Origin of the sequence: Streptomyces sp. NPDC051561 (genome assembly GCF_044454195.1) — a bacterium.
Classification (GTDB): Bacteria; Actinomycetota; Actinomycetes; order Streptomycetales; family Streptomycetaceae; genus Streptomyces.
Map to the genome: position 1 here is coordinate 25,259 of NZ_JBITDM010000015.1, position 24,509 is coordinate 49,767.

General features: G+C 70.3%; 19 protein-coding genes, 1 pseudogene and 1 riboswitch. Of the genes and pseudogenes, 9 read left to right on the forward strand and 11 right to left on the reverse strand.

The annotated features are described in order from the left end of the window. Window positions 1–164: 164 nt before the first annotated feature. Window positions 165–1,079: a helix-turn-helix domain-containing protein gene (locus ACIA73_RS28015; protein ID WP_399441535.1), complete on the reverse strand. Its 915-nt coding sequence runs from the start codon at window positions 1,077–1,079 to the stop codon at window positions 165–167. A gap of 341 nt (window positions 1,080–1,420) precedes the next feature. Next, window positions 1,421–2,479 (reverse strand): Lrp/AsnC family transcriptional regulator, encoded by a 1,059-nt coding sequence (locus tag ACIA73_RS28020; protein ID WP_399441536.1) that lies wholly within the window; start codon window positions 2,477–2,479, stop codon window positions 1,421–1,423. Window positions 2,480–2,613: 134 nt separating this feature from the next. On the opposite strand from ACIA73_RS28020, the gene ACIA73_RS28025 reads away from it, so the two are divergent. The 3 genes and pseudogenes from ACIA73_RS28025 to ACIA73_RS28035 form a co-directional block, all read left to right on the forward strand. Then, the gene (locus ACIA73_RS28025; RefSeq protein ID WP_399441693.1) at window positions 2,614–3,819 is read left to right on the forward strand and encodes a M20 family metallopeptidase; all 1,206 of its coding nucleotides are present in this window, start codon (window positions 2,614–2,616) and stop codon (window positions 3,817–3,819) included. Beyond that, window positions 3,816–5,228, forward strand: a complete 1,413-nt coding sequence (locus ACIA73_RS28030; RefSeq protein ID WP_399441537.1) for an MFS transporter — start codon at window positions 3,816–3,818, stop codon at window positions 5,226–5,228. Before ACIA73_RS28025 ends, ACIA73_RS28030 begins: the two co-directional genes overlap by 4 nt. 364 nt (window positions 5,229–5,592) lie before the next feature. Then, a pseudogene (locus tag ACIA73_RS28035) lies at window positions 5,593–5,851 on the forward strand (IS5/IS1182 family transposase); the annotation flags it as partial. A gap of 313 nt (window positions 5,852–6,164) precedes the next feature. Here ACIA73_RS28035 and ACIA73_RS28040 read toward each other — a convergent pair. Genes ACIA73_RS28040 through ACIA73_RS28055 form a run of 4 tightly spaced genes read right to left on the reverse strand, consistent with a single transcriptional unit; the run spans window position 6,165 to window position 11,214 of the window. After that, window positions 6,165–7,928, reverse strand: coding sequence for a sulfatase-like hydrolase/transferase (locus ACIA73_RS28040; RefSeq protein WP_399441538.1), 1,764 nt, complete (start codon window positions 7,926–7,928; stop codon window positions 6,165–6,167). Between the two features lie 44 nt (window positions 7,929–7,972). Continuing rightward, complete coding sequence (locus tag ACIA73_RS28045; RefSeq protein WP_399441539.1) at window positions 7,973–9,175, reverse strand: glycoside hydrolase family 1 protein; 1,203 nt, start codon at window positions 9,173–9,175, stop codon at window positions 7,973–7,975. 42 nt (window positions 9,176–9,217) lie between these two features. Next, window positions 9,218–10,582, reverse strand: coding sequence for an MFS transporter (locus tag ACIA73_RS28050; RefSeq protein WP_399441540.1), 1,365 nt, complete (start codon window positions 10,580–10,582; stop codon window positions 9,218–9,220). A 59-nt stretch (window positions 10,583–10,641) separates the two neighbouring features. Continuing rightward, window positions 10,642–11,214: a PadR family transcriptional regulator gene (locus ACIA73_RS28055; RefSeq protein ID WP_399441541.1), complete on the reverse strand. Its 573-nt coding sequence runs from the start codon at window positions 11,212–11,214 to the stop codon at window positions 10,642–10,644. Between the two features lie 56 nt (window positions 11,215–11,270). On the opposite strand from ACIA73_RS28055, the gene ACIA73_RS28060 reads away from it, so the two are divergent. Continuing rightward, complete coding sequence (locus tag ACIA73_RS28060; protein WP_399441542.1) at window positions 11,271–12,221, forward strand: formylglycine-generating enzyme family protein; 951 nt, start codon at window positions 11,271–11,273, stop codon at window positions 12,219–12,221. A gap of 3 nt (window positions 12,222–12,224) precedes the next feature. Here the strand turns inward: ACIA73_RS28060 and ACIA73_RS28065 are convergent, their stop codons facing one another. Continuing rightward, the gene (locus ACIA73_RS28065; RefSeq protein WP_399441543.1) at window positions 12,225–12,803 is read right to left on the reverse strand and encodes a TetR/AcrR family transcriptional regulator; all 579 of its coding nucleotides are present in this window, start codon (window positions 12,801–12,803) and stop codon (window positions 12,225–12,227) included. A gap of 148 nt (window positions 12,804–12,951) precedes the next feature. Between ACIA73_RS28065 and ACIA73_RS28070 the strand changes: the two genes are divergently transcribed. The 3 genes from ACIA73_RS28070 to ACIA73_RS28080 all read left to right on the forward strand — a co-directional run bounded on the left by ACIA73_RS28070 (window position 12,952) and on the right by ACIA73_RS28080 (window position 16,896). After that, window positions 12,952–14,247 carry an MFS transporter gene (locus ACIA73_RS28070; RefSeq protein WP_399441544.1) on the forward strand — a complete coding sequence of 432 codons (1,296 nt, stop codon included), beginning with the start codon at window positions 12,952–12,954 and terminating at the stop codon, window positions 14,245–14,247. Window positions 14,248–14,293: 46 nt separating this feature from the next. Continuing rightward, on the forward strand, window positions 14,294–16,567 hold the full coding sequence (locus tag ACIA73_RS28075) for a glycoside hydrolase family 3 C-terminal domain-containing protein (protein WP_399441545.1): 2,274 nt from the start codon (window positions 14,294–14,296) through the stop codon (window positions 16,565–16,567). Window positions 16,568–16,707: 140 nt separating this feature from the next. Continuing rightward, the gene (locus tag ACIA73_RS28080; protein ID WP_399441546.1) at window positions 16,708–16,896 is read left to right on the forward strand and encodes a hypothetical protein; all 189 of its coding nucleotides are present in this window, start codon (window positions 16,708–16,710) and stop codon (window positions 16,894–16,896) included. Window positions 16,897–17,002: 106 nt separating this feature from the next. On the opposite strand, the gene ACIA73_RS28085 is transcribed toward ACIA73_RS28080, so the two are convergent. Further along, window positions 17,003–17,797 (reverse strand): MBL fold metallo-hydrolase, encoded by a 795-nt coding sequence (locus tag ACIA73_RS28085; RefSeq protein WP_399441547.1) that lies wholly within the window; start codon window positions 17,795–17,797, stop codon window positions 17,003–17,005. A gap of 91 nt (window positions 17,798–17,888) precedes the next feature. Here ACIA73_RS28085 and ACIA73_RS28090 point away from each other — a divergent pair, with 91 nt between their 5' ends. After that, window positions 17,889–18,482 (forward strand): CGNR zinc finger domain-containing protein, encoded by a 594-nt coding sequence (locus ACIA73_RS28090; RefSeq protein WP_399441548.1) that lies wholly within the window; start codon window positions 17,889–17,891, stop codon window positions 18,480–18,482. Between the two features lie 170 nt (window positions 18,483–18,652). Here ACIA73_RS28090 and ACIA73_RS28095 read toward each other — a convergent pair whose 3' ends face one another. Genes ACIA73_RS28095 through ACIA73_RS28105 form a run of 3 tightly spaced genes read right to left on the reverse strand, consistent with a single transcriptional unit; the run spans window position 18,653 to window position 21,575 of the window. Continuing rightward, the gene (locus ACIA73_RS28095; RefSeq protein WP_399441549.1) at window positions 18,653–19,681 is read right to left on the reverse strand and encodes an ABC transporter substrate-binding protein; all 1,029 of its coding nucleotides are present in this window, start codon (window positions 19,679–19,681) and stop codon (window positions 18,653–18,655) included. Beyond that, a complete protein-coding gene (locus ACIA73_RS28100; protein WP_399441550.1) occupies window positions 19,681–20,475 on the reverse strand; it encodes an ABC transporter ATP-binding protein in 795 nt (264 codons plus the stop codon). The genes ACIA73_RS28095 and ACIA73_RS28100 overlap by 1 nt, the downstream gene beginning before the upstream one ends. Further along, window positions 20,475–21,575 carry a FecCD family ABC transporter permease gene (locus ACIA73_RS28105; RefSeq protein ID WP_399441694.1) on the reverse strand — a complete coding sequence of 367 codons (1,101 nt, stop codon included), beginning with the start codon at window positions 21,573–21,575 and terminating at the stop codon, window positions 20,475–20,477. The genes ACIA73_RS28100 and ACIA73_RS28105 overlap by 1 nt, the downstream gene beginning before the upstream one ends. Window positions 21,576–21,680: 105 nt before the next feature. Beyond that, a riboswitch (cobalamin riboswitch) is annotated at window positions 21,681–21,842 on the reverse strand. Window positions 21,843–22,257: 415 nt separating this feature from the next. On the opposite strand from ACIA73_RS28105, the gene ACIA73_RS28110 reads away from it, so the two are divergent. Beyond that, the gene (locus tag ACIA73_RS28110; protein ID WP_399441551.1) at window positions 22,258–24,390 is read left to right on the forward strand and encodes a glucose PTS transporter subunit IIA; all 2,133 of its coding nucleotides are present in this window, start codon (window positions 22,258–22,260) and stop codon (window positions 24,388–24,390) included. Window positions 24,391–24,509 lie beyond the last annotated feature (119 nt).

The window sequence follows — 24,509 nt, forward strand, 5'->3', positions numbered from 1 at the left end:
TGCCTCTCTGATGGAGATCCCGTTCCGCAGCGAACACCAGGGGGCCTTCTTGGCCCCTTGCGAGGTACTGCGTCGTGCCACGCATCAGGCTCGGGCATCGAAGGGGCCGTGTCGTTGGCCCAGAGCGCTACGTTTCTTGTCCGCACGTGCACGTGCGGACAGGGCTACCGAGCGACGAGGTCACGGGCGTTCAGCGCGAGGCTCCGATGATGGCCGGGAGCCATGTGGTACAGGGCCCGGAAGGACCGGCTGAACCCTTCGGCATTGGTCAGGCCCCAGCGCGCGGCGATGGCGTACACGGGCAGGGCCCTGAGGTGCGGCGACGCGAGGTCCTGGTAGCACTGTTCCAGCCGCCTGCGCCGAATCAGGGCGGCGACGGTCTCCGGCCGGTGGCGGAAGAGGTGGTGCAGATGCCGCACGGAGATGTGGTGGCGGGCTGCGACGGTCGCGGGAGTGAGGTGCGGTTCGGCGAGGTGGTCCTCGATGAAGGTGTCGATGGCGGCAAGCAGGACCTGTCGGCGCGTCTCGGACGGCAGCCGCTCCTGGACACCTATCTGTTCGGCGAAGAATCCGCTGGCCAGGTGGAGAGCAGTCGCGCCGAGCCGGGCACTCGCTCCCTCGTCCAGGGTCTGCGCCTCCTCCTCCAGGGAGCGCAGGTACCGCGCCAGGACCCTGCTCGTGGCGGAGCAGTCCAGCGGCAGCCGCCCACGGGCGAACAGCTCGCGGATCCTGGCACGCGGCAGCGGGACCAGTTCCTGGGGCAGATGCAGGATGAGCGCGCGCACATCGCCGGCCTCCTGCCCGGCTTGGAGGTCCTCATCGACTATCAGCGTCAGCTCGAAGGTCTCCGGGTCCTCGCTGCGGACGAGTTTGGCGCAACGGTGCGAACACGGCGCGGGAAAATCCATGGTGGTCAACCTCACCGGTCCCAGGTCCGCGACTCCCACCCGGCCCGTGAAGTCCGCCGCGCAGCCGCTGGTGAGCCGGCTGGGCACGGCGCCCCGGCCCACCACCTCACACAAGCACTCGACCCGAAACTCCGGTGGCAGGCCGGACACATCGAAATCCTGGTAAGCCATGATTCCCCCCATGGTCAACGGACGCACCAGTGTGCGGCGCGGGGGCCTCGTGGTCCTCGGAGATCAACCGAGTTGGCCGAGTCCTTCCTGGGGATGGCTGACGTTGCCGCAAACGCGAGGCCGAGCTGCGGCTGCGGCGGGCACCACTGGCGGAAACGAAGGCGGCAACCCCAGTAGGCCTCCGGCCGAAACCTCTTCTCCGCTGCAGCTCTCGCTGGGCCGATCATCATCGTTACACCCCTGTCGGGTGGAGTCCCCCTGTCTTTGCAGTGCACTTGAGGCTGTCTTTGCAGTGCACTTGAGGCCTGGCTCCCACTACGAAGGTCACGACAGGTGGCGACCTACTGGTGCGGCCCTTCGTCGCCATCGGCTGCGTCCAGGACCAGCCACGGGTTGATGGGAACCGCGTATCGCCGCAGCCCGTTGGCGGCCAGGACCTGCCCGCTCAGTTTCATCGTGCGCAGCGTGACCGCGCGTTCGTTGATCACCACGTGCGGGGCACGCTCCAGGATGCGGGTCTCCAGGCGTTGGAGGTCGTTGACGGAGCGGATCCAGCCTGCGACAAGAAGGTTGTGACGTCCCGTCACGCCGGCACACAGGCGGATGTCGCCCATGCCTGCGATGTGCCGGGCGGTGGACTCCAGTCGCTCCACCGGGGTTTGGGCCCACAGGATCACTGTCGTAGGGCGATCCGAAAGGGGCCGGGAGACTTCGCAGCGCAGGTGGACGGCGCCGGATTCCAGCAGGCGCTTGGTACGGCGGCGGACTGTGTCCGCGCTGACGCCAGACCGCTCGGAGAGGTCACGGTAGGACATGCGGCCGTCCGTCGAAAGCAGGGTGGTGATCGTGCGGTCCACGTCATCCAGCACCGGTACCGCGGGGCGCTCGCCCGTGGGGTGGCCCCGTTGCAGCTGGGCGACCTGGGCGGCACTCAGGGCGTGGGTTCTCCAGCGGCTGCCCTCGGTGTAGACCGAGTCGGCGAGATGAGTGCGCACAGCGGTGATGCCCGGCGTGAGGCCGACGACATGGGTGAGCCAGTGGGACAGGCTCGCCACGTCCGGTGCCATGAGGGTGAGCAGGAGGTCCCGGTTGCCGGTGAGGTGTTCGACGGTGACGACCATCGGGTGCTCCTGCAGCCGCTCGGCGACCTCAAGTACCCGGCCGTTGACACAGACGACCTCGATGAAGGACAGGCAGCCCTGCGTGCTCAGACCCACGCCCGGGTGGCCGTTGATCCATGCGGCTCCCTGCTCGCTGAGCCGCCCCCAGCGGCGCGCCACGGTCACCTCGTCCAGGCCGAGCACGGCTGCCAGGCGGGACCAACTGGCCCGGGCGTCGATCTGCAGCGCGTGCACCAGCGCCCGGTCCACCTCATCCAGCACGAGGCGAAGATCCTGCATCCCTGAGAGCTCCTTGCGTTTTTCCGGCGGTTTCTCGCCACCGGTGGCACCGGTCCCGCAGCGTAGCCGACATCCGCCTCCGCCCTCCCTCGCCGAGGGTTGCCTCGTCAGGAAGGACGGCACCCGCCTTGTCGATGTCGATGCTGAGCAATGCCGAAGAAATCCAGGGCGAACTGGTCGCTCTGCGCCGGGCGCTGCACCGTGAACCGGAACTCGGCCTGATGCTGCCCCGCACCCAGGAGAAGGTCCTCGATGCCCTGAACGGGCTCCCCCTGGACATCACCCTGGGCAAGGGCCTCTCCTCGGTGACCGCTGTGCTGCGCGGCGGCCGCCCCGGCGGGGCGGTGTTGCTCCGGGGCGACATGGACGCCCTGCCGTTGCAGGAGAAGACAGGGCTGGACTACGCCTCCGAGATCGCCGACCGGATGCACGCCTGCGGGCACGATCTGCACACCGCCGCGCTGGTGGGTGCGGCAACGCTGCTGAGTGCCCAGCGCGACACTCTGTGCGGCGACGTCGTGTTCATGTTCCAGCCCGGTGAGGAGGGTTTCAACGGCGCCGGTCGCATGATCGACGAAGGAGTACTGGAAGCTGCCGGCAAGCCGCTTGACGCGGCGTACGCCGTCCACGTGGCGTCCAACACGCTTCCCGCGGGGATGCTCGCGAGCCGTCCCGGCCCGATCACGACGGCCTCCGACGCCCTGCATGTGACCGTGCGCGGCCGCGGCGGCCACGGCTCGGCGCCCCACCAGGCCCTCGATCCGGTTCCCGCAGCCTGCGAGATGGTGACCGCGATCAGCACGTGGACCTCGCGCACCTTCGACATCTTCGACCCCGTCGTAGTCTCGGTCGGCAGTTTCCACGCCGGATCTCAGCAGAACGTCATCCCGGAGACCGCCACGTTCCACGCCACCGTGCGCAGCTTCTCCGAAGCAAGCCGGGAAAGGCTGGCCGCAGGCCTGCCCCTACTGGTGCGCTCCATCGCCGCCGCACACGGTCTGGAGGCGGAGGTGGACTACGAGCGCCAGTACCCGGTGACGGTCAACGCGCCCCACGAGACCGACTTCGCCATGGACACCGCACGCGAACTGTTCGGCGACGACCAGGTGTGGCTCTCTCCGCAGCCCAGCGCCGGGTCGGAGGACTTCTCCTACGTCCTGCAGCAGGTGCCCGGAGCGATGCTCCTGCTCGGTGCGACCCCCGCAGGACTGGACCCGGCGACCGCTCCTCCCCTTCACTCCCCCATCGCGGTGTTCGACGACAGCGTGCTGGGACCGCAAGCCGCCCTGCTGGCCGAGCTGGCGGCCTCCCGCCTCGCACACCGCGGTGAACGCCCATGAACATCACCGACTCCACTGCGACGCCCGGCGAATCCACAACCGTCTCCCCGTCGGGCGCCCGTGCCGCCGTCGGACTGCTCGCCCTGTTCGAACTGCTCAGCGGCTTCATCCAGGGCGGCACCACTCAGCTGATCCCGCAGATCCGCGACTCCCTCGACCTCAGCACGGGACAGGCCCAGCTCATCGCGGCGGTCCAGTTGCTCGGCGCCGCCATCTGCGCTCCCGTGTTCGGCCGGCTCGGTGACCGCGTCGGGCACCGCCGCCTGCTGCGCTGGTCCCTGGGGTTCATCACCGTCGGCAGCGTGCTCGTCGCGCTGGCTCCCGGCCTGCCCCTGCTGCTGGCCGGCCGGGTGCTTCTCGGCCCGCTCGCCGTCCTGCTGGCCCTGGAAATCGGGCTGTGCCGGACCCGGCTCTCGCCCAAGGAAAGCCGCCAGGCGGTCAGCATCCTGGTCTCCACCCTCGCGCTGGGCTCACTGCTCGGTGCGCTGGCCACCGGGCCGATCAGCAACCTGGTCGGCGGTCTCCGTCCCATGCTGTGGGTCTTCGCCCTCCTCGGCGCGGCATGCCTGGCCCTGTCCTTCACCCGCATCCCCGAATCCACCACACGGGCACCCGGCACGATGGACTGGGCGGGGGCACTGCTGCTGAGCATCGCCCTGGTCCTTTTCCTCGCCGGCATCTCCCAGGTGAACAGCTCGCCCCTGCCTTCTGCTGCGGCCATCGTCGCCGGACTGCTCCTCTTCACGCTCTGGGTGTGGTGGGAACGCCGTGTCGCGCACCCGCTGGTGGACGTGCGGGCGTCGGCCTCACGGGCGATGGCCCCGCAGCTGCTGTCCGCGATGGCCTTCGGTGTGGTGATGCTCGCCGCACCGGTCGTGTGTGTCAGCTATCTCGATGCCTCACCGGAGCATGAGGGGTACGGATTCGGTCTCGCTGTCTGGCAGATCGGCGTGTGCATCGCGCTCCCCCAGCTCCTGTCCTTCGCCGGAGCCGCCCTGGCCGCATCCGTCGCAGCCCGCCTGGGACTGCGCCGGATGCTGAAGCTCGCGTTCCTCCTGACCGTCGGCGGTCACCTCGCACTGCTCGCCGTCTACGATTCGCTGGCGCTGTTCCTCGTGGCCTACGCGATCGCCGCGGCCGGAATGGGCCTGGCCCTGGGCGGTCTGCCCATTGCCGTGGTGGAGGCCAGCACACCTGAGCGGGTGGCGGCGGCCACCGCCGTCTACAACAACCTCAAGACGGTCGGCGGCAGCGTGGCGAGCACCGTTTTCACGGCGCTGCTCGGCTCGTGGGTGCTCAGCGGCACCAACACCCCTGCCTTGGGCGCCTACCTGGCGATCTGGGGAATCTGCGCGGCGGTGACGCTGATCGCCCTGCTGGTCACGCTCGCCATGCCCACCCGCGACTGACCGCGGCGCTGGTCCGTGTCCGCGACGCGCGCGAGGCGATCGGGCACAACCTTTCCCCGGAGGCGCACCGCCAAGCAGATGCTACTGCAGGCGAGTTGGAGAAGTCCTTGGTCGAGCTCCGCGCGTATCTCGTTGCACGTCGTACGTCCAGTCGGCGAACCCGGCGCGGGTCGACGAACACGCGTCCCCCGCGCTTCAGCGCTGGACGTAGAGCCCCGGAACCATGCGTCGTACCGAGGCGGGCGCTCGGCGATTTCCCTCCGGGCGCCTGACCGCTCGCAGAGAGCCTCCGGAGAGGATCGGCCACTTGAGCGGCGGCTCCCCATCACCACGGGGTCGGTCGCCTACACCTGGAGGTCGGCAAGCGGCCCGTGGCCACGACGTCGCCACGTACCGCCGGCTGATCCGCAAGCGCGGCATCACCCCACAGAAGCGCCCGCCGAGGCGTCCCGCACGGCTCCGGCCTGGGCAATACCTGCTGGGCAGGAGCGTGCACCTTCGCGTGGCTGCACCAGTTCAAGCGCCTGCGCATCCCCTACGCCAGATGCGCGAACCTCCACCAAGGGCTTGTCCAACTCGCCCGCAGCATCATCTGCCTGCGGCGACTACGCACCGCACTTTGAAACGATCAGTAACCGTCGCCGAGCCGCAGACTGACCAGGCCAGAGCCTCACCCCTGGGCGGGAGCCGTAGAAGTGGTGCTGCACACCGAACCCCGCGGGCCAGGCACCAGCACGGCCTGTGCCAAGAAGCTCCCGTCAGCAGAGGGGTCTGACAGAGCGTAGGCGGAGTCGGGTGCAGCGCCGACCGATGCAGCGCCGGCCGTCGCCGGCGAGTCGTGCGGCGCAGCCTGGGCAAGCGGCAGCCTCACAAGGGCGGAACACTGGCCGCGCGAACATGAAGCCAGGATCCACGCCCTCTGCGCCCGACGCGTGGTCAGAGTTCCGCGAGGTCCTCGGCGACGCGGTGCAGTGCGGCAGCGGGGAAGTGCGCGCCCGCCATGGCTGCGAGGTCGATCAGGGGGGTCGAGCCGAGCATCTGGAGCAGTTCCGAGTCGACGACGCCTGGCAGGTGGGTGCGCAGCACCTCGACGGCGAACGGGTCGGCGATCAGGGCCTGGAGCGGTGTGCGCAGCGACAGCCGGCCCGCCGGGAAGTCCGCCGTGCACGGCAGCGGTTGGGCCGCAAGTTCCGCCTGGTTCCGCTGGGCGCGGACCAGCAGGTGGTCGTCCGTCACCGCGCCGTGCTCGGGAAGTCCGAGGCGTTGGTACTGGCTGGGTGGTGCGTCGTTGGCCCGCATCAGCTCGACCATGAGGGTCGCCATGCGCAGTTCCGCGGCGTCGTCGACGAGCGGTGTGCTCTGTTCGGGGTCGCTCTCCAGGTCGAAGAGGAGGGTTCCGTGGTGGTACGCGTTGAGGAGGGTGCGGCCCGGTACGCGCAGGGTGCGCACGTTCTTGGTGAAGGTGAAGGGTTCGGCCAGTTCCAGGTCGACGAGTTCGGCGGGGGTGAAGCGTCCGCGCATGTGGGTGGGCATCAGAGTGTGCTCGTACAGGGGCGAGTTGGCGGCGGACGCGGGGGCCCGCATGTACACGTACCGCCCGTCGGTGATGTTGACGTGTCCGCCGTGGATGCCGAAGAGCCCGGCCTCGCGCGGGGACGTGTCCTCGGCCATCGGCAGTGGCGAGCCCTGCATGTCGCCGGGGCGCTCGACGCCGAAGAACTCCAGGAGGGTGGGGGCCAGGTCGATCGTCTGCACCAGTGCGCCGCGGCGCGTGCCCCCGTCGGCCGTGCGCGGGTCCCAGGCGAAGAGCGGCAGGTGGACCAGTTCGTTGAACCAGGGCTGGACGCTCTTGCCCCACCAGCCCTTCTCGCCGAGCAGCAGCCCGTGGTCGGTGTTGACGATCAGCAGGGTGTCGTCCCACAGGTCCAGTTCGTCCATGGTGTCCAGGACACGGCCGAGGGAGTGGTCGCACATGGACAGCAGGGCCCCGTACTCCATCCGCCCGTGATGGACCTGTTCGTCACTCTCCACGACGCGTTTGTAGTCGGGCCAGTCGAAGTGCGGGCCCTCGTAGTCGTGCGGGTAGAGGTCCTTGTACCGCTGGTGGCTGAAGAAGGGCTCGTGCGGGTCGAAGGTCTCGATCTGGACGAACCACCGGTCGGCGTCCTTGTTCGCCGCGACGAAGTCGAGGCCGGCGTCGAAGGTGAGGGTCTGCGGGTGCCGGTCCTCCGTCGCCATGTGCTGCCGGTTGACCCAGTCCTGCCGGTACCCGCCGAAGCGCATCTTCTTGAGGTCCTCGGGCATCGGCGGGTCGGCGACCTGCCCCTTCCAGGGGTCGCCCTCCTGCCCCCGGAAGAACTCCCAGGTGTGGTAGCGGCCGTGGTAGGTGGCGCCGCCGTCCTCCCAGTAGTGCGGGTGGTCGCTGACGAGGTGGGTGTACACGCCGTTCTGCTTGAGCAGCTCGGGCATGGAGTCGTCGAACGGCTCCAGCGGGCCCCAGCTGCGGTGCAGGAAGTTGTGCCGCCCGGTGTGGAGTTCGCGGCGGGCAGGCATGCAGGGCATCGAGCCCGCGTACGCGTTGTCGAAGGTGACGGCGCGCTCCGCGAGCCGGGCGAAGTTGGGGGCGTGCGTCCAATCGCCTCCGTACGGGGGCAGCATGTGCCGGTTGAGGCTGTCGAACATCACCATGATCGCCTTCATGACGGGGGATGCTCCTTTCGTGCTGGGGGGCAGGTTTCCGGGGCTCAGCGTGCGGTGGGCAGGACGCGGGTGCGTCCTGCGGCGCCGAGCCATGCGGCGGAGGGCTTGGGGGTACGGACGAAGGTCTCGCGGTCGACGGCGATCAGGCCGAAGGTGGGTGCGTAGCGGCCCCATTCGTAGTTGTCCAGGGCGCTCCAGTGGTAGTAGCCGCGGATGTCGATGCCGTCGTCCATGGCATCGGCGAGGGAGCTCAGTGCACCGGCGGTGTAGTCGATGCGGCGGGTGTCGTCGGCGGTCGCGAGGCCGTTCTCGGTGACGATCAGCGGGGTGCCGGGGGCGACGGAGGCGCTGTGCCGCACGGCGTGGCCCACGGCCTCGGGGTAGTACTCCCAGCCCATGAGGGTGCGTTCCACGTCCTCGGGCACGGGCAGCCTGCCCTGCGGGCCGATGAGCGTACGGGTGTACGCCTGGACGCCGAGCCAGTCGTTGCCCCGGGCGGCTTCGAGGAAGACGTCCACCCGCGGGCGGCGGTAGGCGTCGGCGACGTCCTCGGCTCCGGGCAGGGCCTGGCACACCAGGTTGGCGATGGACCAGCCGGTCCGCACGTGCGGGGCGAGGGACTTGACGGTCTCGACGGCGCGGGCGTGCGCCCGGATCAGGGCGTCGGTGGTGGGTCCGTCCGGGGACGGCGGGTTGTCGGCGAAGTTCGCGGTCCGGCCGGAGGCGAGGGCGGCGTACGCGGTGGCCATGACGGCGAGGATGTTGGGTTCGTTGATGGTGCAGGCGTGTGTCACGTCGGTGGCGTAGACGGGGGCGGCCGCGGTGAGGAAGCGGGCGAACAGGTCGTCCGATCCGGCGGCGGCCCAGCCGCCGCGCTCGGTGAACCACCGGGGGGCGGTGAAGTGGTGCAGGGTCACCATGGGCCTCAGCCCGCGTTCCCTGGCGCCTTCGACCATGCGCCGGTAGTGGGCGATGGCGGCCTGGGAGAACTCGCCGGGGGCCGGCTCGATGCGGGCCCACTCGATGCTGAACCGGTAGTCGGTGAAGCCGAGTTCGGCCAGCAGGTCCATGTCCTCGCGCCAGCGGTGGTAGCTGTCGCAGGCATCCCCGCTGGGTTCCTTGATGTAGGGGACTCCGCGGTGCTCGAACTCCCACCAGTCGCTGTTGGTGTTGTTGCCCTCGATCTGGTGCGCGGCGGTGGAGGCGCCCCAGAGGAAGCCGTCGGGCAGGTGGCGTGCGTGTGCCATGAGCTGGGTCTCTTTTCGGGTGGTGGCTATCAGGTGCAGGACTCAGGCCCCGGGAGAGTCCAGGGCGTCCTTGCGGCGGGAGTCCAGGTCCCGCTGTACGCGGGCCGTGTCGGCGGCGTAAGGGCGGTAGAGCAGGCTGAGGAAGAGGCCGTTCACCAGCATCAGAACCACCAGGACCCACAGGAAGACGGCCTGCAGGCCGAGGGTATCGGCGAGGAAGCCGGCGCCGAGGCTGTAGCCCGCCCAGGCGATCGCCTCGGCGATGGAGACGTACAACGCGAAGGCGGCGCCCCGGAGTTCGGGCGGGGTGATGGCCATGACCATCGGCCGGTTGACGCTCGGGTTGATCCCCTGCGAAGCGCCGAGCAGGGCGAAGAAGGCGCCGTACACAAGGATGCTGTCGTAGGAGAACTGGCTGCCGAAGAAGGCGAAGACGGCGAAGGCGAACTGTGCCGCCTGGAGGATCGCGACCGGCCCGTAGCGGGGGCTGCGGCGCGTCGCCCAGTCGTTCGCGGCGCCGCCCAGGAGGGTTCCGAGGAAGTAGCCGACACCGAAGGGCAGGGTGACGAGCGCGGCTTCCTGGGTGCTGAAGCCTCGCACGTCCACCAGGAACACCACACCGAAGGTGGCGACCAGCAGGTGCCCGGACAGCAGGCGCGAGACGAGCAGGATGACCAGGCTGCGGATTTGGAGGAGGGAGAACGCCCTGGCCCAGGTGAGCTTCGCATGGGCTTCACGGGTGGCTCTGTCGAGGTTGGCGAGTTGCTCCTCGGCAGCGCCCCGGCCCGGGTCGCGGAACCAGATCAGCAGGGCGATACCGAGCAGGATGTTGAACGCGCCGATGCCCCACAGGCCCCAGCGCCATCCCTCGTCCAGCCCCGCGAGCTGTCCCTTGATGGGCCCGATCACGGCGCTGGCCAGCGATACCGTCCCGTACACGATGCCGACGGCACGGCCGCGGGACGAGCCGCCGAAGAGGTCACCGATGACTTCGGTGATGAGGGGACCCGCGGCGGCGTAGCCCGCCGCCAATATCGTGTAGAGGACGAGGAGTTGGGTGAAGTTCTGGGAGAAGCCCGCGGCCACGCCCCAGGCCCCCCACAGGCCGGTGGCCACCACGAGGACGCTCTTGCGTGAGGTGCGTTCGGCCGCCCACACCCAGAACGGTCCGGCGAGCACGCCCACGAGCTTGCTGGCCGCGGTGAGGATGCCCAGGGCTCCGAGTGAAACGCCGAGGGACTGCTTGATCAGGGGGAACAGGCTGCTGACGAGGCTGGCCTCGGTGCTGTCGACCAGCATGGTGCCGCCGAGCAGGGCGAGCTGCTTGTTGCGGCCCTTGACCTGTACGCCGTTTGCGGGGGCACCCGTGGCGGGGTGCGCAGGAGGGGTTTTGCTGAGCTCGGACATGTGAGTGCCGTCTCGATTCTGTGCGTCAGGTGTTTCTGCGCGCCAGGCGCTGCTGCGCGTCAGTCGTTTCTGTCGTTCCCGGCCGTCAGCCGGAGCAGGGTCCGCTCCAGCCAGGCCACCCATTGGTCCATCGCTCCCGCTCCGAGCAGATGGAGCGCATCGTGGAGATAGGCGTCGATCTCCTGATCGAGGCCCGGCAAGGGGTCCTCGTAGTGCAGGGTCCGGTCCCGGTTACGGTTCTTGGCGATCTGGGCCCGGCGGTAGGCGAGTTCGGTGCGTACGAGCGAGATTGCCGCGTCCCTGTCGAGGGGCGCCGCCACACTGAGGCGAGCGGTGAAGTCGGTGTCCTGGAAGCGGGTCAGCGGCTCGTACGGCGTATGCACCCACTCCAGCAGGACGTCGCGTCCGCGCCCGGTGAGCCTGTACACCTTGGCGTCGGGGCGGCCCTCGCGGGAGTCGACCTCGTGCCGTACCCAGCCGTCGCTCTCCATCTGCGCGAGCTTCCGGTAGATCTGGCTGTGGTGGGCCTTCGCCCACACGAACTGGCCGTCTGTCTCCAGCCACTTGCGCAGGTCGTAGCCGCTGTAAGGGCGGCGGGCCAGCAGGCCCAGCAGGACGTGCTCGAACTTCACGCGGTCGACTCCCTATGTGCATCCTCACCTATGTGCGAATTCATATACTCGGATGCATGGAGACGTCAATGGATTGCTGCGCATCGACTTCCCGGCCCTCTTCCGGGATCGCTCCCCCGGCCGCTGCCCCGCGCCCGCTGCCCGGACCGGCCGCCCACCCGCCCGCACACGACCAAGTCCCTTTGCCCGGCGGCGAGTTCGCGATGGGGGACGCCTTCGGTGAGGGTTATCCGCCGGACGGTGAACTGCCCGTGCACCCGGTGCGGCTCGCTCCGTTCGCCATCGACGTCACGACCGTGACCGTCGCGATGTTCCGGGCCTTCGCCGAGGAGAGCGGGTACGTCACCGTGGCCGAGCGGGAGGGGAGCTCGGCGGTCTTCCATCTCGCGGTCGCCGCCGAACGGGCCGACGTCGCCGCCGCCGACCCCGCCGTACCGTGGTGGCTCGACGTACGGGGAGCCGACTGGCGCCACCCGCACGGCCCGCTGTCCGACGCCGAGCCCGACCACCCCGTGGTGCACATGGCCTGGGACGACGCGGTGGCGTACTGCGCGTGGGCGGGCCGCCGGCTGCCGACCGAGGCCGAGTGGGAGTACGCGGCGCGGGGCGGCCTGGAGGGGCGGCGCTTCGCCTGGGGCGACGAGCTGAATCCCGGCGGCCGGTGGGTGTGCAACATCTGGCAGGGCCGCTTCCCGTACGAGAACACCGGCGCCGACGGGCACCTCGCGACCGCACCCGTGCGCACGTACCCGCCCAACGGCTTCGGCCTGTACGAAGTCGCCGGGAACGTGTGGGAATGGTGCGCCGACCGGTTCGCGCCGGACTACTACGCCCACTCCCCCACGGACGATCCCCGGGGGCCGGAGAAGGGCGAGCGGCGGGTGATGCGCGGCGGGTCCTACCTGTGCCACCACTCCTACTGCCACCGCTACCGGGTGGCCGCCCGCTCGGCCAACACGCCTGCTTCCAGCAGTGGGAACTGCGGATTCAGGACGGTCGAGCAGTGAGGGTCAGGCAGTGAGCATCCGCCACACGCGGCGCACGTGCCCGGCCATGTCGACGGAGGGGTCGCTCAGCCACTGGTGCATGATCCCGTCGGACGCGGCAACGATCGCCGACGCGGTGAAGTCCGGGTCGACTCCGGGGCGGATGCGGCCCGCGCGTTCGTCGGCCGCCAGGTGGTCGGCGATGGCGGCGCGCAGGCGGGCGAAGCGTTCCTTGAAGTAGGCGTGCGCCGGGTGGGCCGGGTCGGTCGCCTCGGCGACGAGGGTGACGTACAGCCGGGCGCGGGCCGCGTTCTCGGTGTTCGCCGCCAGTGCCGCGGCGAGCAGTTCGCCCGGGTCGCGGTCGGCGTCCGGAGCGTAGAAGCGGACCTCTGCCCGCCGGTCGCTCGCGCTCAGCACCTCGACGAGGAGGTGGTCCTTGGAGTCGAAGTAGTGCATCAGGCCGGTGAGACTGATGCCGCTCTCCTTGGCCACCGCACGCAGCGTGGTGCCGCGTGCGCCCTCGCGTCCGAAGATCTCCAGGGTGGTCCGGAGAACCTCCTCCCGCTTGGCCGCGCCCTTGGCGTACGAGTTCTTCGTTGTCACGGGATCAGCCTATGCGCCGCGCGATTTCGGACCCTGCCGACCCTTGCCCACCAAAACAGTACGCCGTACTGTTTTGCGACATCCGCTCGCTCCGCACGATTCACCGTCGGTGCACACCGCCGTGCCCGGCCGAGAGAAGGCCCCGTCCGTGCAAGGACCCGTTGGACCCGTTGAGGGACCCACCGTCCCGCCCGCATCACCCGCCGCCCTGGCCATCAGCCCCACCGTCGACGGCCGTCCGCTGCGCCGCATGACGGCCTGCGCCGGGCCCGCGAGCCTGAGCATCGCCCTCGTCTGGGGCGCGGTGCCCAGCATCCTGCTGGCCCTCCAGATCCAGCGCACGGTCGGCGAGGACACCAAGGTCGGCACGCTCGGGCTGGTCACTACCGTCGGCGCGATCGTCGCGATGGCGGCGCAGCCCGTCGCCGGTGCGGTCTCGGACCGGACCCGTTCGCGGTTCGGCAGGCGTACGCCGTGGATCGTGGCCGGAGCACTGACCGGCGGAACGGCCCTGGTGGCCATGGCGTTCATGACCTCCGTGCCCGCGATCCTGCTCGCCTGGTGCTTCGTACACATCGGCTACAACTTCGCGATGAGTCCGCTGGCCGCGGTGATGCCCGACCGGGTGCCGCTCGCGAAGCGGGGCCGGTACGCGGCAGTGCTGGGGCTGGCTTCGATGTGCGGCTCGCTCGTCGGACAGACTCTGGGAGCCGTGCTGGAAGCCCGCATCACCCTGGCGTACCTCCTGATCGCGTGCTTCTCGGTCGTCGCGGTGACCGTCTTCGTCCTCGTCAACCCGGACCGCTCCAGCCGGGACATGCCCCAAGAGCCCTTCCGGGTGGGCGAGTTCCTGCGGGACCTGCTGCCCGATCCCCGGAGACACCCCGACTTCTTCTGGGTCTTCATCGGCCGGCTCTGCACCTACCAGTCGTACTTCCTGGTCCTCGGCTACAAGCTCTACATCCTCCAGGACTACATCGGGCTCGGGGACGAGGCGATCGGCCACGTGCCCGCGCTCGCCGTCGCCGGAGTCGCCGGAATCCTGCCGTCCACGCTGATCTGCGGGCCGCTGTCGGACCGGCTCGGCAGACGCAAGCCCTTCGTCGTCGCCTCGGCCGCCCTCATCGGCTGCGCCATGCTCGTCCCGCTGGCCGTGCCCACCATGACCGGGATGCTGGTGATGGCCTTCCTGGTGGGCCTCGGCTTCGGCTGCTTCGTGGGCGTGGACACCGCCCTCATCTCCCAGGTACTGCCCTCGGGGAAGTCCTTCGCCCGCGACCTCGGCGTCGTCAACATCGCCGCCGCCCTGCCGCAGGCGCTCGCACCGACCGTCGCCGCGGCCCTGGTCCTCGGACTGGGCGGCTATCAGGCCCTGTTCCCCGCGGCGGCGGCTTTCGGGGTGCTCGGCGCGGTCGCGGTCCTGCGGGTCCGAAGCGTCCGCTGAATACCCTCCCTCTCCCTCTCCGTACAGCACCCACAAGGAGTACACCGTGACCGATCCGACGACAGCCACCGAAACCCCCGAGGAGACGGTGGCCGGGCTGAGCCTCGAAGAGAAGGCCGCCCTGACCACCGGCGCGACCTGGTGGACCACCGAGGCCTTCCCGCACGCCGGCATCCCCGCCTTCCGGCTCTCGGACGGACCGCACGGGCTGCGCCTCCAGAACGAGGACCGGGCCGACCACCTCGGCATCAACGGCAGCACCCCCGCAACCTGCTTCCCGCCCGCCGTCACTCTGGCCAGCAGCTGGGACACCGAACTCGCCGAACGCGTAGGCCGCGCGCTGGGCCGCGAGTCGCTCACGCACGGCGTGCACGTGCTGCTGGGCCCCGGCGTCAACATCAAGCGCAGCCCCCTGTGCGGGCGCAACTTCGAGTACTTCTCCGAGGACCCGCTGCTCAGCGGCGTCCTGGGCACCGCCTGGGTGAACGGCGTCCAGTCGCAGGGCGTCGGCACCTCCCTGAAGCACTTCGCCGCGAACAACCAGGAGGGCGGCCGCATGTCGATCAGCGCCGACATCGACGCCCGCACCCTGCGCGAGATCTACCTCCCCGCCTTCCGCCGGGTCGTGACGGAGGCGAAGCCCTGGACCGTCATGTGCGCCTACAACCGCCTCAACGGGGTGCACTCCTCGGAAAACCCCTGGCTGCTCACCGACGTGCTGCGTGACGAGTGGGGGTACGAGGGCGTGGTCGTCTCCGACTGGGGCGCCGTCATCGACCGGGTCCGCGCCCTCGCCGCCGGACTCGACCTGGAAATGCCGTCCTCGTCGGGGCAGGGCCCCGCCCGGCTGGTGGAAGCGATCAGCTCGGGTGAGTTGGACGGGCAGGTGCTGGACCGCAGCGCCGCGCGCGTGGTGGAACTCGCCCGCAAGGCCGGCGCGCAGGCGCGTGCCGACGCCTCCTTCGACGTCGACGCACACCATGCCCTGGCGCGCGAGGCCGCCACGCGCGGAGCCGTACTGCTCAAGAACGAGGGCGAGCTGCTGCCGCTGAACCCCGCCCCTGGCAGCCGCATCGCGGTGCTCGGCGAGTTCGCCCGTACGCCCCGCTACCAGGGCGCGGGCAGCTCGCGCGTCACGCCGACCCGGCTGGACGACGCGCTCAGCGCCCTTACCGCCGCCGCACCCGACGCGACGGTCGACTTCGCACCCGGCTTCCCCGTGGACGACCCGGACGGCGACGTGGCCGCGCTGCGCGAGGAGGCCGTGCGCGTCGCCCGCGAGGCCGACGTGGCCGTCCTCTTCCTCGGTCTCCCGCCAAGCTTCGAGTCCGAGGGATACGACCGCGAACACATCGAACTCCCGCTGGAACAGACCGAGTTGCTCGCCGCCGTGACGGCCGTCAACTCTCGCACGGTCGTGGTCCTCGCCAACGGCAGCGTCGTCCGGCTGTCCGGCTGGATCGACAACGTCCCCGCAGTCCTGGAAGGCTGGCTGCTCGGCCAGGCGGGCGGTTCCGCCACCGCCGACCTGCTGCTCGGCCACGCCAACCCGTCGGGCCGGCTCACCGAGACCGTCCCACTGCGCCTGGCCGACACCCCGGCCCACCTCGACTGGCCGGGCGAGCAGGGCCACGCCCGCTACGGCGAGGGCCTGTTCGTCGGCTACCGGTACTACGACGCCCGCGAATTGAACGTCTCCTTCCCCTTCGGCCACGGCCTCTCGTACACCACCTTCGATTACACGGACCTACGGGTGACCCAGGACGGGTCCGGAATCGACGTCACCGTGACGGTCACCAACACCGGCCCGCGGGCCGGACACGAGGTGGTGCAGGTGTACGTGGGCGCACCCGGCTCGCGGGTACGGCGGCCTGTCCGGGAGCTGCGGGCATTCAAGGCCGCCTGGCTCGAAGCGGCCGAGCGCCGCGACATCACCCTTCGCATCGACCGCCAGGACCTCGCCCACTTCGACATCGGTGCCGGGACCTGGCTCGTCGAGAGCCTCGACCACCGCATCGACGTCGGCGCCTCCAGCCGCGACATCCGCCTGACCACGACCGTCACGGTCGAGGGCGACCCGTACGTGGACCTCCCGGACGCCGACTCGACGCTCGGTCGCTGGCTCGCCCACCCGGTCGGCGGCCCCGCCATGCAGACCCTGCTTGAGCGGGTACGGAAGACCATGGGCGACGCGTACCCGAAGGACGGCACACCCCGCTACCGGATGATCGCCGACATGAGGCTCAGTCAGCTCGCCAAACTCCCCATTGTCCCGCTGGACTTCGACGACGTCGAAGCGCTCCTGGCGACCCTGCGGTAGGCGGCTGCCACAAGGGGCGGTGCGGTCCCGCCGCGGCACAGCCACAAGGGACCGGAGGCGCCTGCACGAAAGCCCGCGCGCGGATGGCCCGAGTCCGCTTCCGAGCCGACGTGGGCCAGCCGCCCTTGCAAGCCGTGCCCATGACCGAAGACGTCGAGGTCGCACGCGTCTGGTGGGACACGCTCCGGAGCACCGCACCGGTCCGCGTCGACATCGCCGCCCACCTCGCGGGCACCGCACCTGCCGCACCGGCCGCTACATTCCGTGCCGGCCGGGCCTCACTGCCGAAGTATTGGCGGACACCACCCGGCACGCACAGGTCACGGTGACCCGCGTCCGGGACTGAAGCTGCTCAGGCAGTCGACTTCCGGGCGGCGGTCCTCTTCGCCGGCGCCTGGCCGTGTCCGGTGTGCGTGTGCGGCGCGGGTGGGTGGGTCAGCCGCGGACGCCGAGGTCGAGGCGGTCGCTGAGGCCGGCGGCGGCGAAGGCGGCGACGAGTTCCTCGCTGCCCTCGGTGAAGTGGGCCCAGCTGTCGTAGTGGACGGGCACGATGCGGCCGGCGTCGAGGATCTTCGCGGCCCGGGCGGCCTGGGCGCTGTCCAGGACGATCACCGCGCCGTCGAAGACCTCGGTGAAGCGGGGCGCTCCGGCGAAGAGGAGAGCGGTATGGACCGGGGCGAAGCGCTGGGCGATGTCCTTGACCGCGTCGAGTGAGGCGTTGTCGCCGCTGACGTAGACGGTGGGCAGTCCTTCGCCGGTCAGGACGAACCCGACGACCTGGCCGGTGATCGGTTCGACCTCCTCGCGCGGGCCGGGGCCGTGGATGGCGGGCACGCCGGTGACGGTAACCGTGCCGGGCCCGCCGTCCCGGCGCTCCAGCTCGACCGACTGCCAGTCGGTGAGCCCGGTGGCCGTCTCACCGAGACGCTCCCCGCCGCCGGGGGTGGTGAGCGTCAGCGGGACGTCGGCGAGCAGGGCGCGGCCGGAGGTGTCGAGGTTGTCGGCGTGCTCGTCGTGCGAGAGCAGGACCACGTCGACGCGGCCGAGTGCGGCCGGGCTGCCGTCGGCCGCCGCCGTCTTGGTCAGCATGACGCCCGGCGACGGGTGGTCGCCGGGGCCGTCGAAGGTCGGGTCGGTGAGGAAGCGGAGCCCGCCGTATTCGAAGAGGGCGGTCGGACCGCCGAAGACGCGGACGGGGAAGGGGCCGGTGTGCGGGGTCGGGGAAGACACGGAGACACTTCCTCACGGATGGATTGCGTATTAACCGTGAGATGACAGTAGGTGCACCTCACGGATGAATGCAACCCGTACCATGAGAAGCATGGAAGAGCTCGTGACGGAAGACGCCGCCGTGCCGCTGGCGCCGGGCGAGGCGGAGCGCCCCTCCCTGGCCTTGGTCAACAGCGCCGTCGCACTGCCCGGCGGGCACATGACCGACCTGCTGGGCACCCCGGCGCGGGCCGAGCAGTGGCTGACACAGCGCGATCTCGCCCCGGACGGCGCCGGACTGGCGGAGGTGTGCGCGACGCAGCTGCGCGCGTTGCGCGAACAGATCAGGTCGCTGCTCGCCTCCCGCGTCGCCGGGCACAGCGCCCTGCCCGCCGCCGTAACGGCGGTCAACGACGCGATGACCCGCGTCCCCACCGCACCCCTGCTGGCGTGGGACGCGAAGAGCGGCCCGTACCGCGCCACACCCCACCCCACCACCGCGATCGTCGAACACGCCCTCGCGGCCCTCGCCGCCGACGCCGCCGACCTGCTCACCTCGCCCGACGCCGCCCGCCTGGCCGCCTGCGCCTCCCCGCCCTGCAATCGCTTCCTGCTCAAGCACGGCCGCCGCCAGTGGTGTTCCACCCGCTGCGGCGACCGCGCCCGCGCCGCCCGCGCCTACGCCCGCCGCACCACGGCTGCCTGACGACGCCTCATCGCGGGCCAGCAGGTCAGCACGCACCCTCCGACTCCGAGCGCCTGTCGCCGGACCGTCCACACGACGAGCGTCGTAGTCGATCACGGGGTGGGCCCAGAGTCGTGGTCCGGTGGCGGTCCAGCCGCTGCGCCTCAGAGCCTGTGTCTAAACCCCGGCCGTCACTTCCGCATGAGTTGCCGCAGGCTCTTGGACAGGGACGCGATGGCCGCGGGGTTGCGCGGGCTCTCCACCAGTTCCGCGTAGTCGAGCACCACGATCCGGTCGTTCTTGATCGCCGAGACGTTCGCCAGGGGCGCGTACGACTTGAGGAACGCGCGCTTCTGTGCGGCCGTCGTGTCGCCGTAGTCGTTGATCACGATGACTTCGGGGTCGCGCTCGACGACCGTCTCCCAACCCACCGTCGCCCAGCTGTCCTTCAGGTCCTTCATCACGTGGTCGCCGCCCGCGCGGGTGATGATGTCGTGCGGCGCCGCGTAGAGACCCGAGGTGAAGGGCTTGTCGCGGCCGTCGTCGTAGAGGAAGACGCGCGGCCGGTCGACCCCCTTCAGCGCGTGCGACTCCGCGTCCGCGACCTGCTTGCGGAAGGTCGCGATCAGTGCCTGCGCCCGGTCCTCGACCGCGAAGATGCGGCCCAGGTTCCGCAGGTCGGTGTACAGGGCGTCCAAGGGCGGCATGACCCCGCGGGAGGTCGCGCCGCGCCCGTTGCGGCAGGACTCGCTCAGCAGGTACGAACCGATGCCGGCCTTCTTCAGGTCGGCGGGCGTGAACCCCTCGCCCTCGTTGAAGCCGTAGTTCCAGCCCGCGAAGACCAGGTCCGCACGGGCGGCCAGGGCCATTTCCTTGGTGATCTGCTTCTTGGAGAGCCACTTCGTCTTCGCGTAGGCGTCCTTCCAGGGGACGGATGCCAGGTCGCCCTTGTCGTCGGGCATCACGAAACCCGCCATGTGGCTTTCCAGGCCGAGCGCGAACATGATCTCGGTGATGCCGACGTCGTTGGTGACCACCCGCTGCGGGGCCTTGGCGTACGTCTGCCGGGTGCCGCAGTTCTCGACGCTGACGGGGTAGTGGGCGTCGTCCGCCCTCGCGGGGGGCTGGTCCTTCGCGTCGGTGACGTGGGCGCCGCAGCCTACGAGGAGCAGCGCGCAGAGGGTGAGAGCGAGGGCGGTGGGGCGGGCCGGGGTGCGCATCAGAGTTCCTTGGCAGGTGGGACGGTGGGCAGGACGCGGTCGAAGAGGAGCTGTGTGGCACCGGTCTCCGGGTGCCGGACGCGGTGTGCCCGTACGCCGAATACCTCGGCCAGGAGATCCGGCGAAAGGACGTCGTGCGGGGCGCCGGAGGCCACGATGCGGCCGGAGTGGATGACGTACAGGAGATCGCAGTGCAGGGCGGCGAGGTTGAGGTCGTGCAGCGCCGTGAGGACAGTCAGGCCGCTGGCGCGCACCAGGGCGAGGACCTCCAACTGCTGGGCGATGTCCAGGTGGTTGGTGGGCTCGTCGAGGACGAGGACCCGTGGCTGCTGGGCGAGTGCGCGGGCGATCAGGACGCGCTGCTTCTCGCCGCCGGAGAGGGTGAGGAAGCCCCGGCCGGCCAGGTGCGCCGCGCCGACCCGGGCGAGGGAGGTCGTGCAGACGTCGCGGTCGTCGTCGGTGGCGCGAGCCGTCGCACGCTGGTGCGGAACCCGTCCCATCGCGACGACCTCGGCGACCGTGAAGTCGAATTCCGTGGACGCTTCCTGAGGGAGCGCGGCAAGCCGGCGTGCGCCCTCGCGCGCGCTCATCGCGTACAGGTCGTCACCGTCGAGCAGGATGGTGCCGGTGGTCGGGCGCAGCGCGCGGTAGACGGTGCGCAGCAGGGTGGACTTGCCGCTGCCGTTCGGGCCGACCAGGCCGACGAACTGGCCGCTGCCGGCGTGCAGCGCCAGGTCGGACACCAGCCGGGTCCCGGCGATCTCCACGGTCAGATCCGTGATGTCGACACGCATCACACACCCCCGAAGGAGTAGGAGTTGCGCCGCATCAGCAGTACGAAGCACGGTACGCCGACCGCCGCCGTCACCACCCCCACCGGGAGTTCCACCGGTGCGAGCACCACGCGGGACAGCACGTCGACCCAGATGAGGAGAAGTGCTCCCAGCAGAGGGGCCACCGCGAGGAGCCGGCGGTGGTCCGCACCCACGAGCATCCGCACCGCGTGCGGCACCATCAGTCCGACGAAGCCGATCGCCCCGCTCACCGCGACCACCGCCCCGGTCACGGCCGCGCACACCACGAACAGCTCCTTGCGCAGGCGAGCGGCGTCCACGCCCAGCGCGGCGGCGGTCTCGTCGCCCATGGCGAGGGCGTTCAACCGGCGTGCGGACCAGGCGAGATGGGCGAGTCCCGCGCAGACCGCGCCCGCCGCGATGGGGACGGAGGCCCAGCTCGCCCCGCCCAGGCTGCCCAGCAGCCACATCATGGCGGAGCGGGCCGCCTCGCCGCGTTCGGCGGCGAACACCATGAAGGTGGTGACGGCCGAGAAGCCGTAGTACATGGCGGTGCCCGTCAGGACCAGGCGCAGCGGTGTCAGCCCGCGCGGCGTGCGGGCCACCGCGTAGACCAGGGCCATGGAGGCGAGCGCGGAGGTGAAGGCGGCCGCGGAGAGCGCCCACACGCCGAGCGCGCCGAGGGCCCCGAAGAGCAGCACCGCGTTCGCGCCGACCGCAGCCCCCGAGGAGATGCCCAGGACGAAGGGGTCGGCGAGCGCGTTGCGGACCATCGCCTGCACCGCGACGCCGATCGCCGAAAGACCGGCACCGACCACCGCGGCCAGCACGGCACGCGGGAAACGGAGTTCCCACACGATCGTGTAGGCGGCGACCTCGTCGGCCGAAATCGCCCCGCCGCTCAGCCCCGCCCACAGGTAGTGCAGCACCTCGCCCCAGGTCAGACCGGAGGCGCCGAAACCCGCCCCGCAGACCAGGGAGAGCGCCAGGGCGACGACCAGAGCCGGTATCAGGAGGGACAGCGGGGCGCGCCGGGGCGGTGGCGCACCGGTACGCGTGGTGTCCGGTGGTGCGCAGGGGCGGTCGAGGGCAGTGGCCACGGGCACGATCGCTTTCGCCTCGGGCCGTGCGGCTACGACGACCGAAGCAGCGGCCCGGGGCGCGGGACGCCCGGTGCAGCGCCTCTCGCAGTCCACGGCGAATCGACAGGTGCGTTTCACGTCCGCGGGTGATCGGGCTCGCGGGACCGGAAGTGCCCGGTCCCGCCCACCGTTGCGGGTCAGCGCCGGATTTCGACCGGCTTCCCCCGTGGAGTTCCTGCAGCTTAACGGGTGCGCGGGGCCCGTACGGTCCCGGAAATGTCCCAAGGCACCTTCCCGGCTCCGTAGTTACCGTGCTGGTGCTGGTGCCGGTGCGTGGCTCGCTCGTTTCCGTTTCTGCTCCCGGCATCCAGGAAACGGCCGGCGAGATCGGGGGCGAGCAGAATCGGCTCGCGAGAGGGCCTGAAGCAGGGTGTCACCCGGGGTCACCGGCAGCCCGTCCGGTCGCTCGGCACGCGGTGCTACAGTCGTGTCCGATCGATCTCGATCGCAGGATTGTTACTCCCCGAGGACGTCACCGCCATCGCCACTCGCGATGCGACGGCGGCGTACCGCTTGAGGGGAGGCAAGGCCTGGGACGCGCCGCGTGCGCGACCCGGGCCTTTTTTGTTGCCCACAATCCGGCGTGCGAGGTCGCGGACCGATCCAGGACGGCAAGCGCCCGTAGATGCAAGGACGCATCATGAACACACACGCACAGGGGCCCGGGGCACTGGCGGAGGAGATTCTCCGCGGTGTCGGCGGAGCCGAGAACATCGAGAGCCTCACGCACTGCGCGACACGGCTGCGATTCCAGCTCCACGACGGCGAGAAGGTGGACAAGCCCGGCCTCGACGCCCTCGGCGGCGTCATGGGCACCGTGGCGCAGTCCGGCGACCGCTTCCAGATCGTGATCGGCGGAGCCGTCGCGCGCGTCCACGCCGAGATCATGAATCTGCCGTCGATGAGCGGTGGCACCGCGCCCCGCCCCAAGTCCGACGCCGAGGTCAAGGCGGCGGTCCGCGCCAAGGGCCGCGGGCGCTACGGCTGGGTCGACAACTTCTTCGAGTACCTCTCCGACTCGTTCCGGCCGCTCATGGGCGTACTCCTCGGTTCCTCGCTGATCATCGCGATCGCCTCCGTACTCGACGCCTTCGGCCTGGTCGATTTCCGAGCCGCGGACAAGTCCGCCACCTGGGTGTTCGTCGACGCGATGTGGCGTTCGGTGCTGTATTTCCTGCCGATCTTCGTCGCGTACAACGCGGCCAAGAAGCTGAGGATCGACCCGTGGGTGGGCGCCGCCGTGATGGCCGCGGTGATGACCCCGAACTTCACGGGCATGCTCAACAAGGACTCCGGCATCCCCGGCATCACCTGCACCACCAACGCCACGCTGGGCACCCAGGAGTGCGTGGCGCACGTCTTCGGGCTGCCGATGCAGCTGAACGACTACGGCGGCCAGGTCTTCGTGCCGCTGCTGATGGTCGCCCTGCTCGCCCTGGTCTACAAGGGTCTGCAGCGCGTCTTCCCGGAGAATGTGCACATGGTGTTCGTGCCGTTCTTCAGCATGCTGATCATGATCCCGGTGACCGCCTTCCTCATCGGTCCCATGGGCATCTGGGCCGGCAACGGACTCGGTGAGGGGCTGTCCTGGCTGAACGGCAACGCCCCGATCGTCTTCGCGATCATCATCCCGCTGATCTACCCGTTCCTGGTGCCGCTCGGCCTGCACTGGCCGCTGAACGCGCTCATGCTGGTGAACATCAACACCCTCGGTTACGACTTCATCCAGGGCCCCATGGGCGCCTGGAACTTCGCCTGCTTCGGCGCCACCGCCGGCGTGCTGCTGCTCTCCGTACGCCACCGCGAGAAGGAGATGCGCCAGACCGCGACGGGAGCCCTCGCGGCAGGTCTGTTCGGCGGTATCTCCGAGCCGTCGCTGTACGGCATCCACCTGCGCTTCAAGCGGATCTACCCGCGCATGCTCGTGGGCTGCCTCGTGGGCGGTGTGCTCGTGGGCGTCCTGGGCGGCGTCGACACCAACGCGTTCGCCTTCACCTCGCTGCTTACCATCCCGGTCTTCTCGCCGATGGCCACGTACGGCATCGCGATCACGGCGGCCTTCTTCACCTCGATGGCGCTCGTGTACTTCTCCGACTTCCGCACCCCGGCGGAGCGCGCCCTGGCCAACGCCGAACGGGACGCGGCCGAACGGGCCACGGACGCCGAGAACACCACCGGGACCGAGAACACCACCCCGGCCGAGACCACTCCGGCCGACGACCGCGCGCTCGTGGCCGTCGGTGCCGGTGCCGGTGCCGGTGCCGTCCGCGCGTCCGCAGGTTCCACCGCCACGGCCGCCGCTCCCGCCGCTCCCGGACCAAGCCTCGTCCTCGCGGCGCCGGTCGCCGGCCGCGTGGTCGGCCTCGACGAGGTCCCGGACCCGGTCTTCGCCTCCCGTGCCCTCGGCGAAGGCGTGGGAATCGAGCCGTCCGACGGCCGCGTCGTATCCCCGGTCGACGGTGAACTGGTGACGACCGCCGCCACCGGCCACTCCTTCGGAATCCGGACCGACGACGGCGTCGAAGTGCTCATCCACATCGGCATCGACACGGTGCAGATGAAGGGCGAGGGCTTCGACGTACGCGTCGAGGCGGGTCGGCGCGTGTCCGTCGGTGACCTCCTCGCCGAGGTCGACCTCGACGCCGTCCGGGCCGCACAGCACCCGGCCGTCACACTCATGACGGTCACCAACACCGCCGACCTCACCTCGGTCGAACCGCACCTCGGGCAGGACGTCACTGTCGGCGCTCCTGTGGTGACCGTGCGGCGGTGACCACCCCCGCACCACGATCCGGTGCTCGCAGGCGTCCCCGGCGGGACGCCTGCGAGCACCGCGTCGGTTGGGGAGGGGTGACGCGACACGGTGGGCAATGCGAGATCATTGGTCGGAAA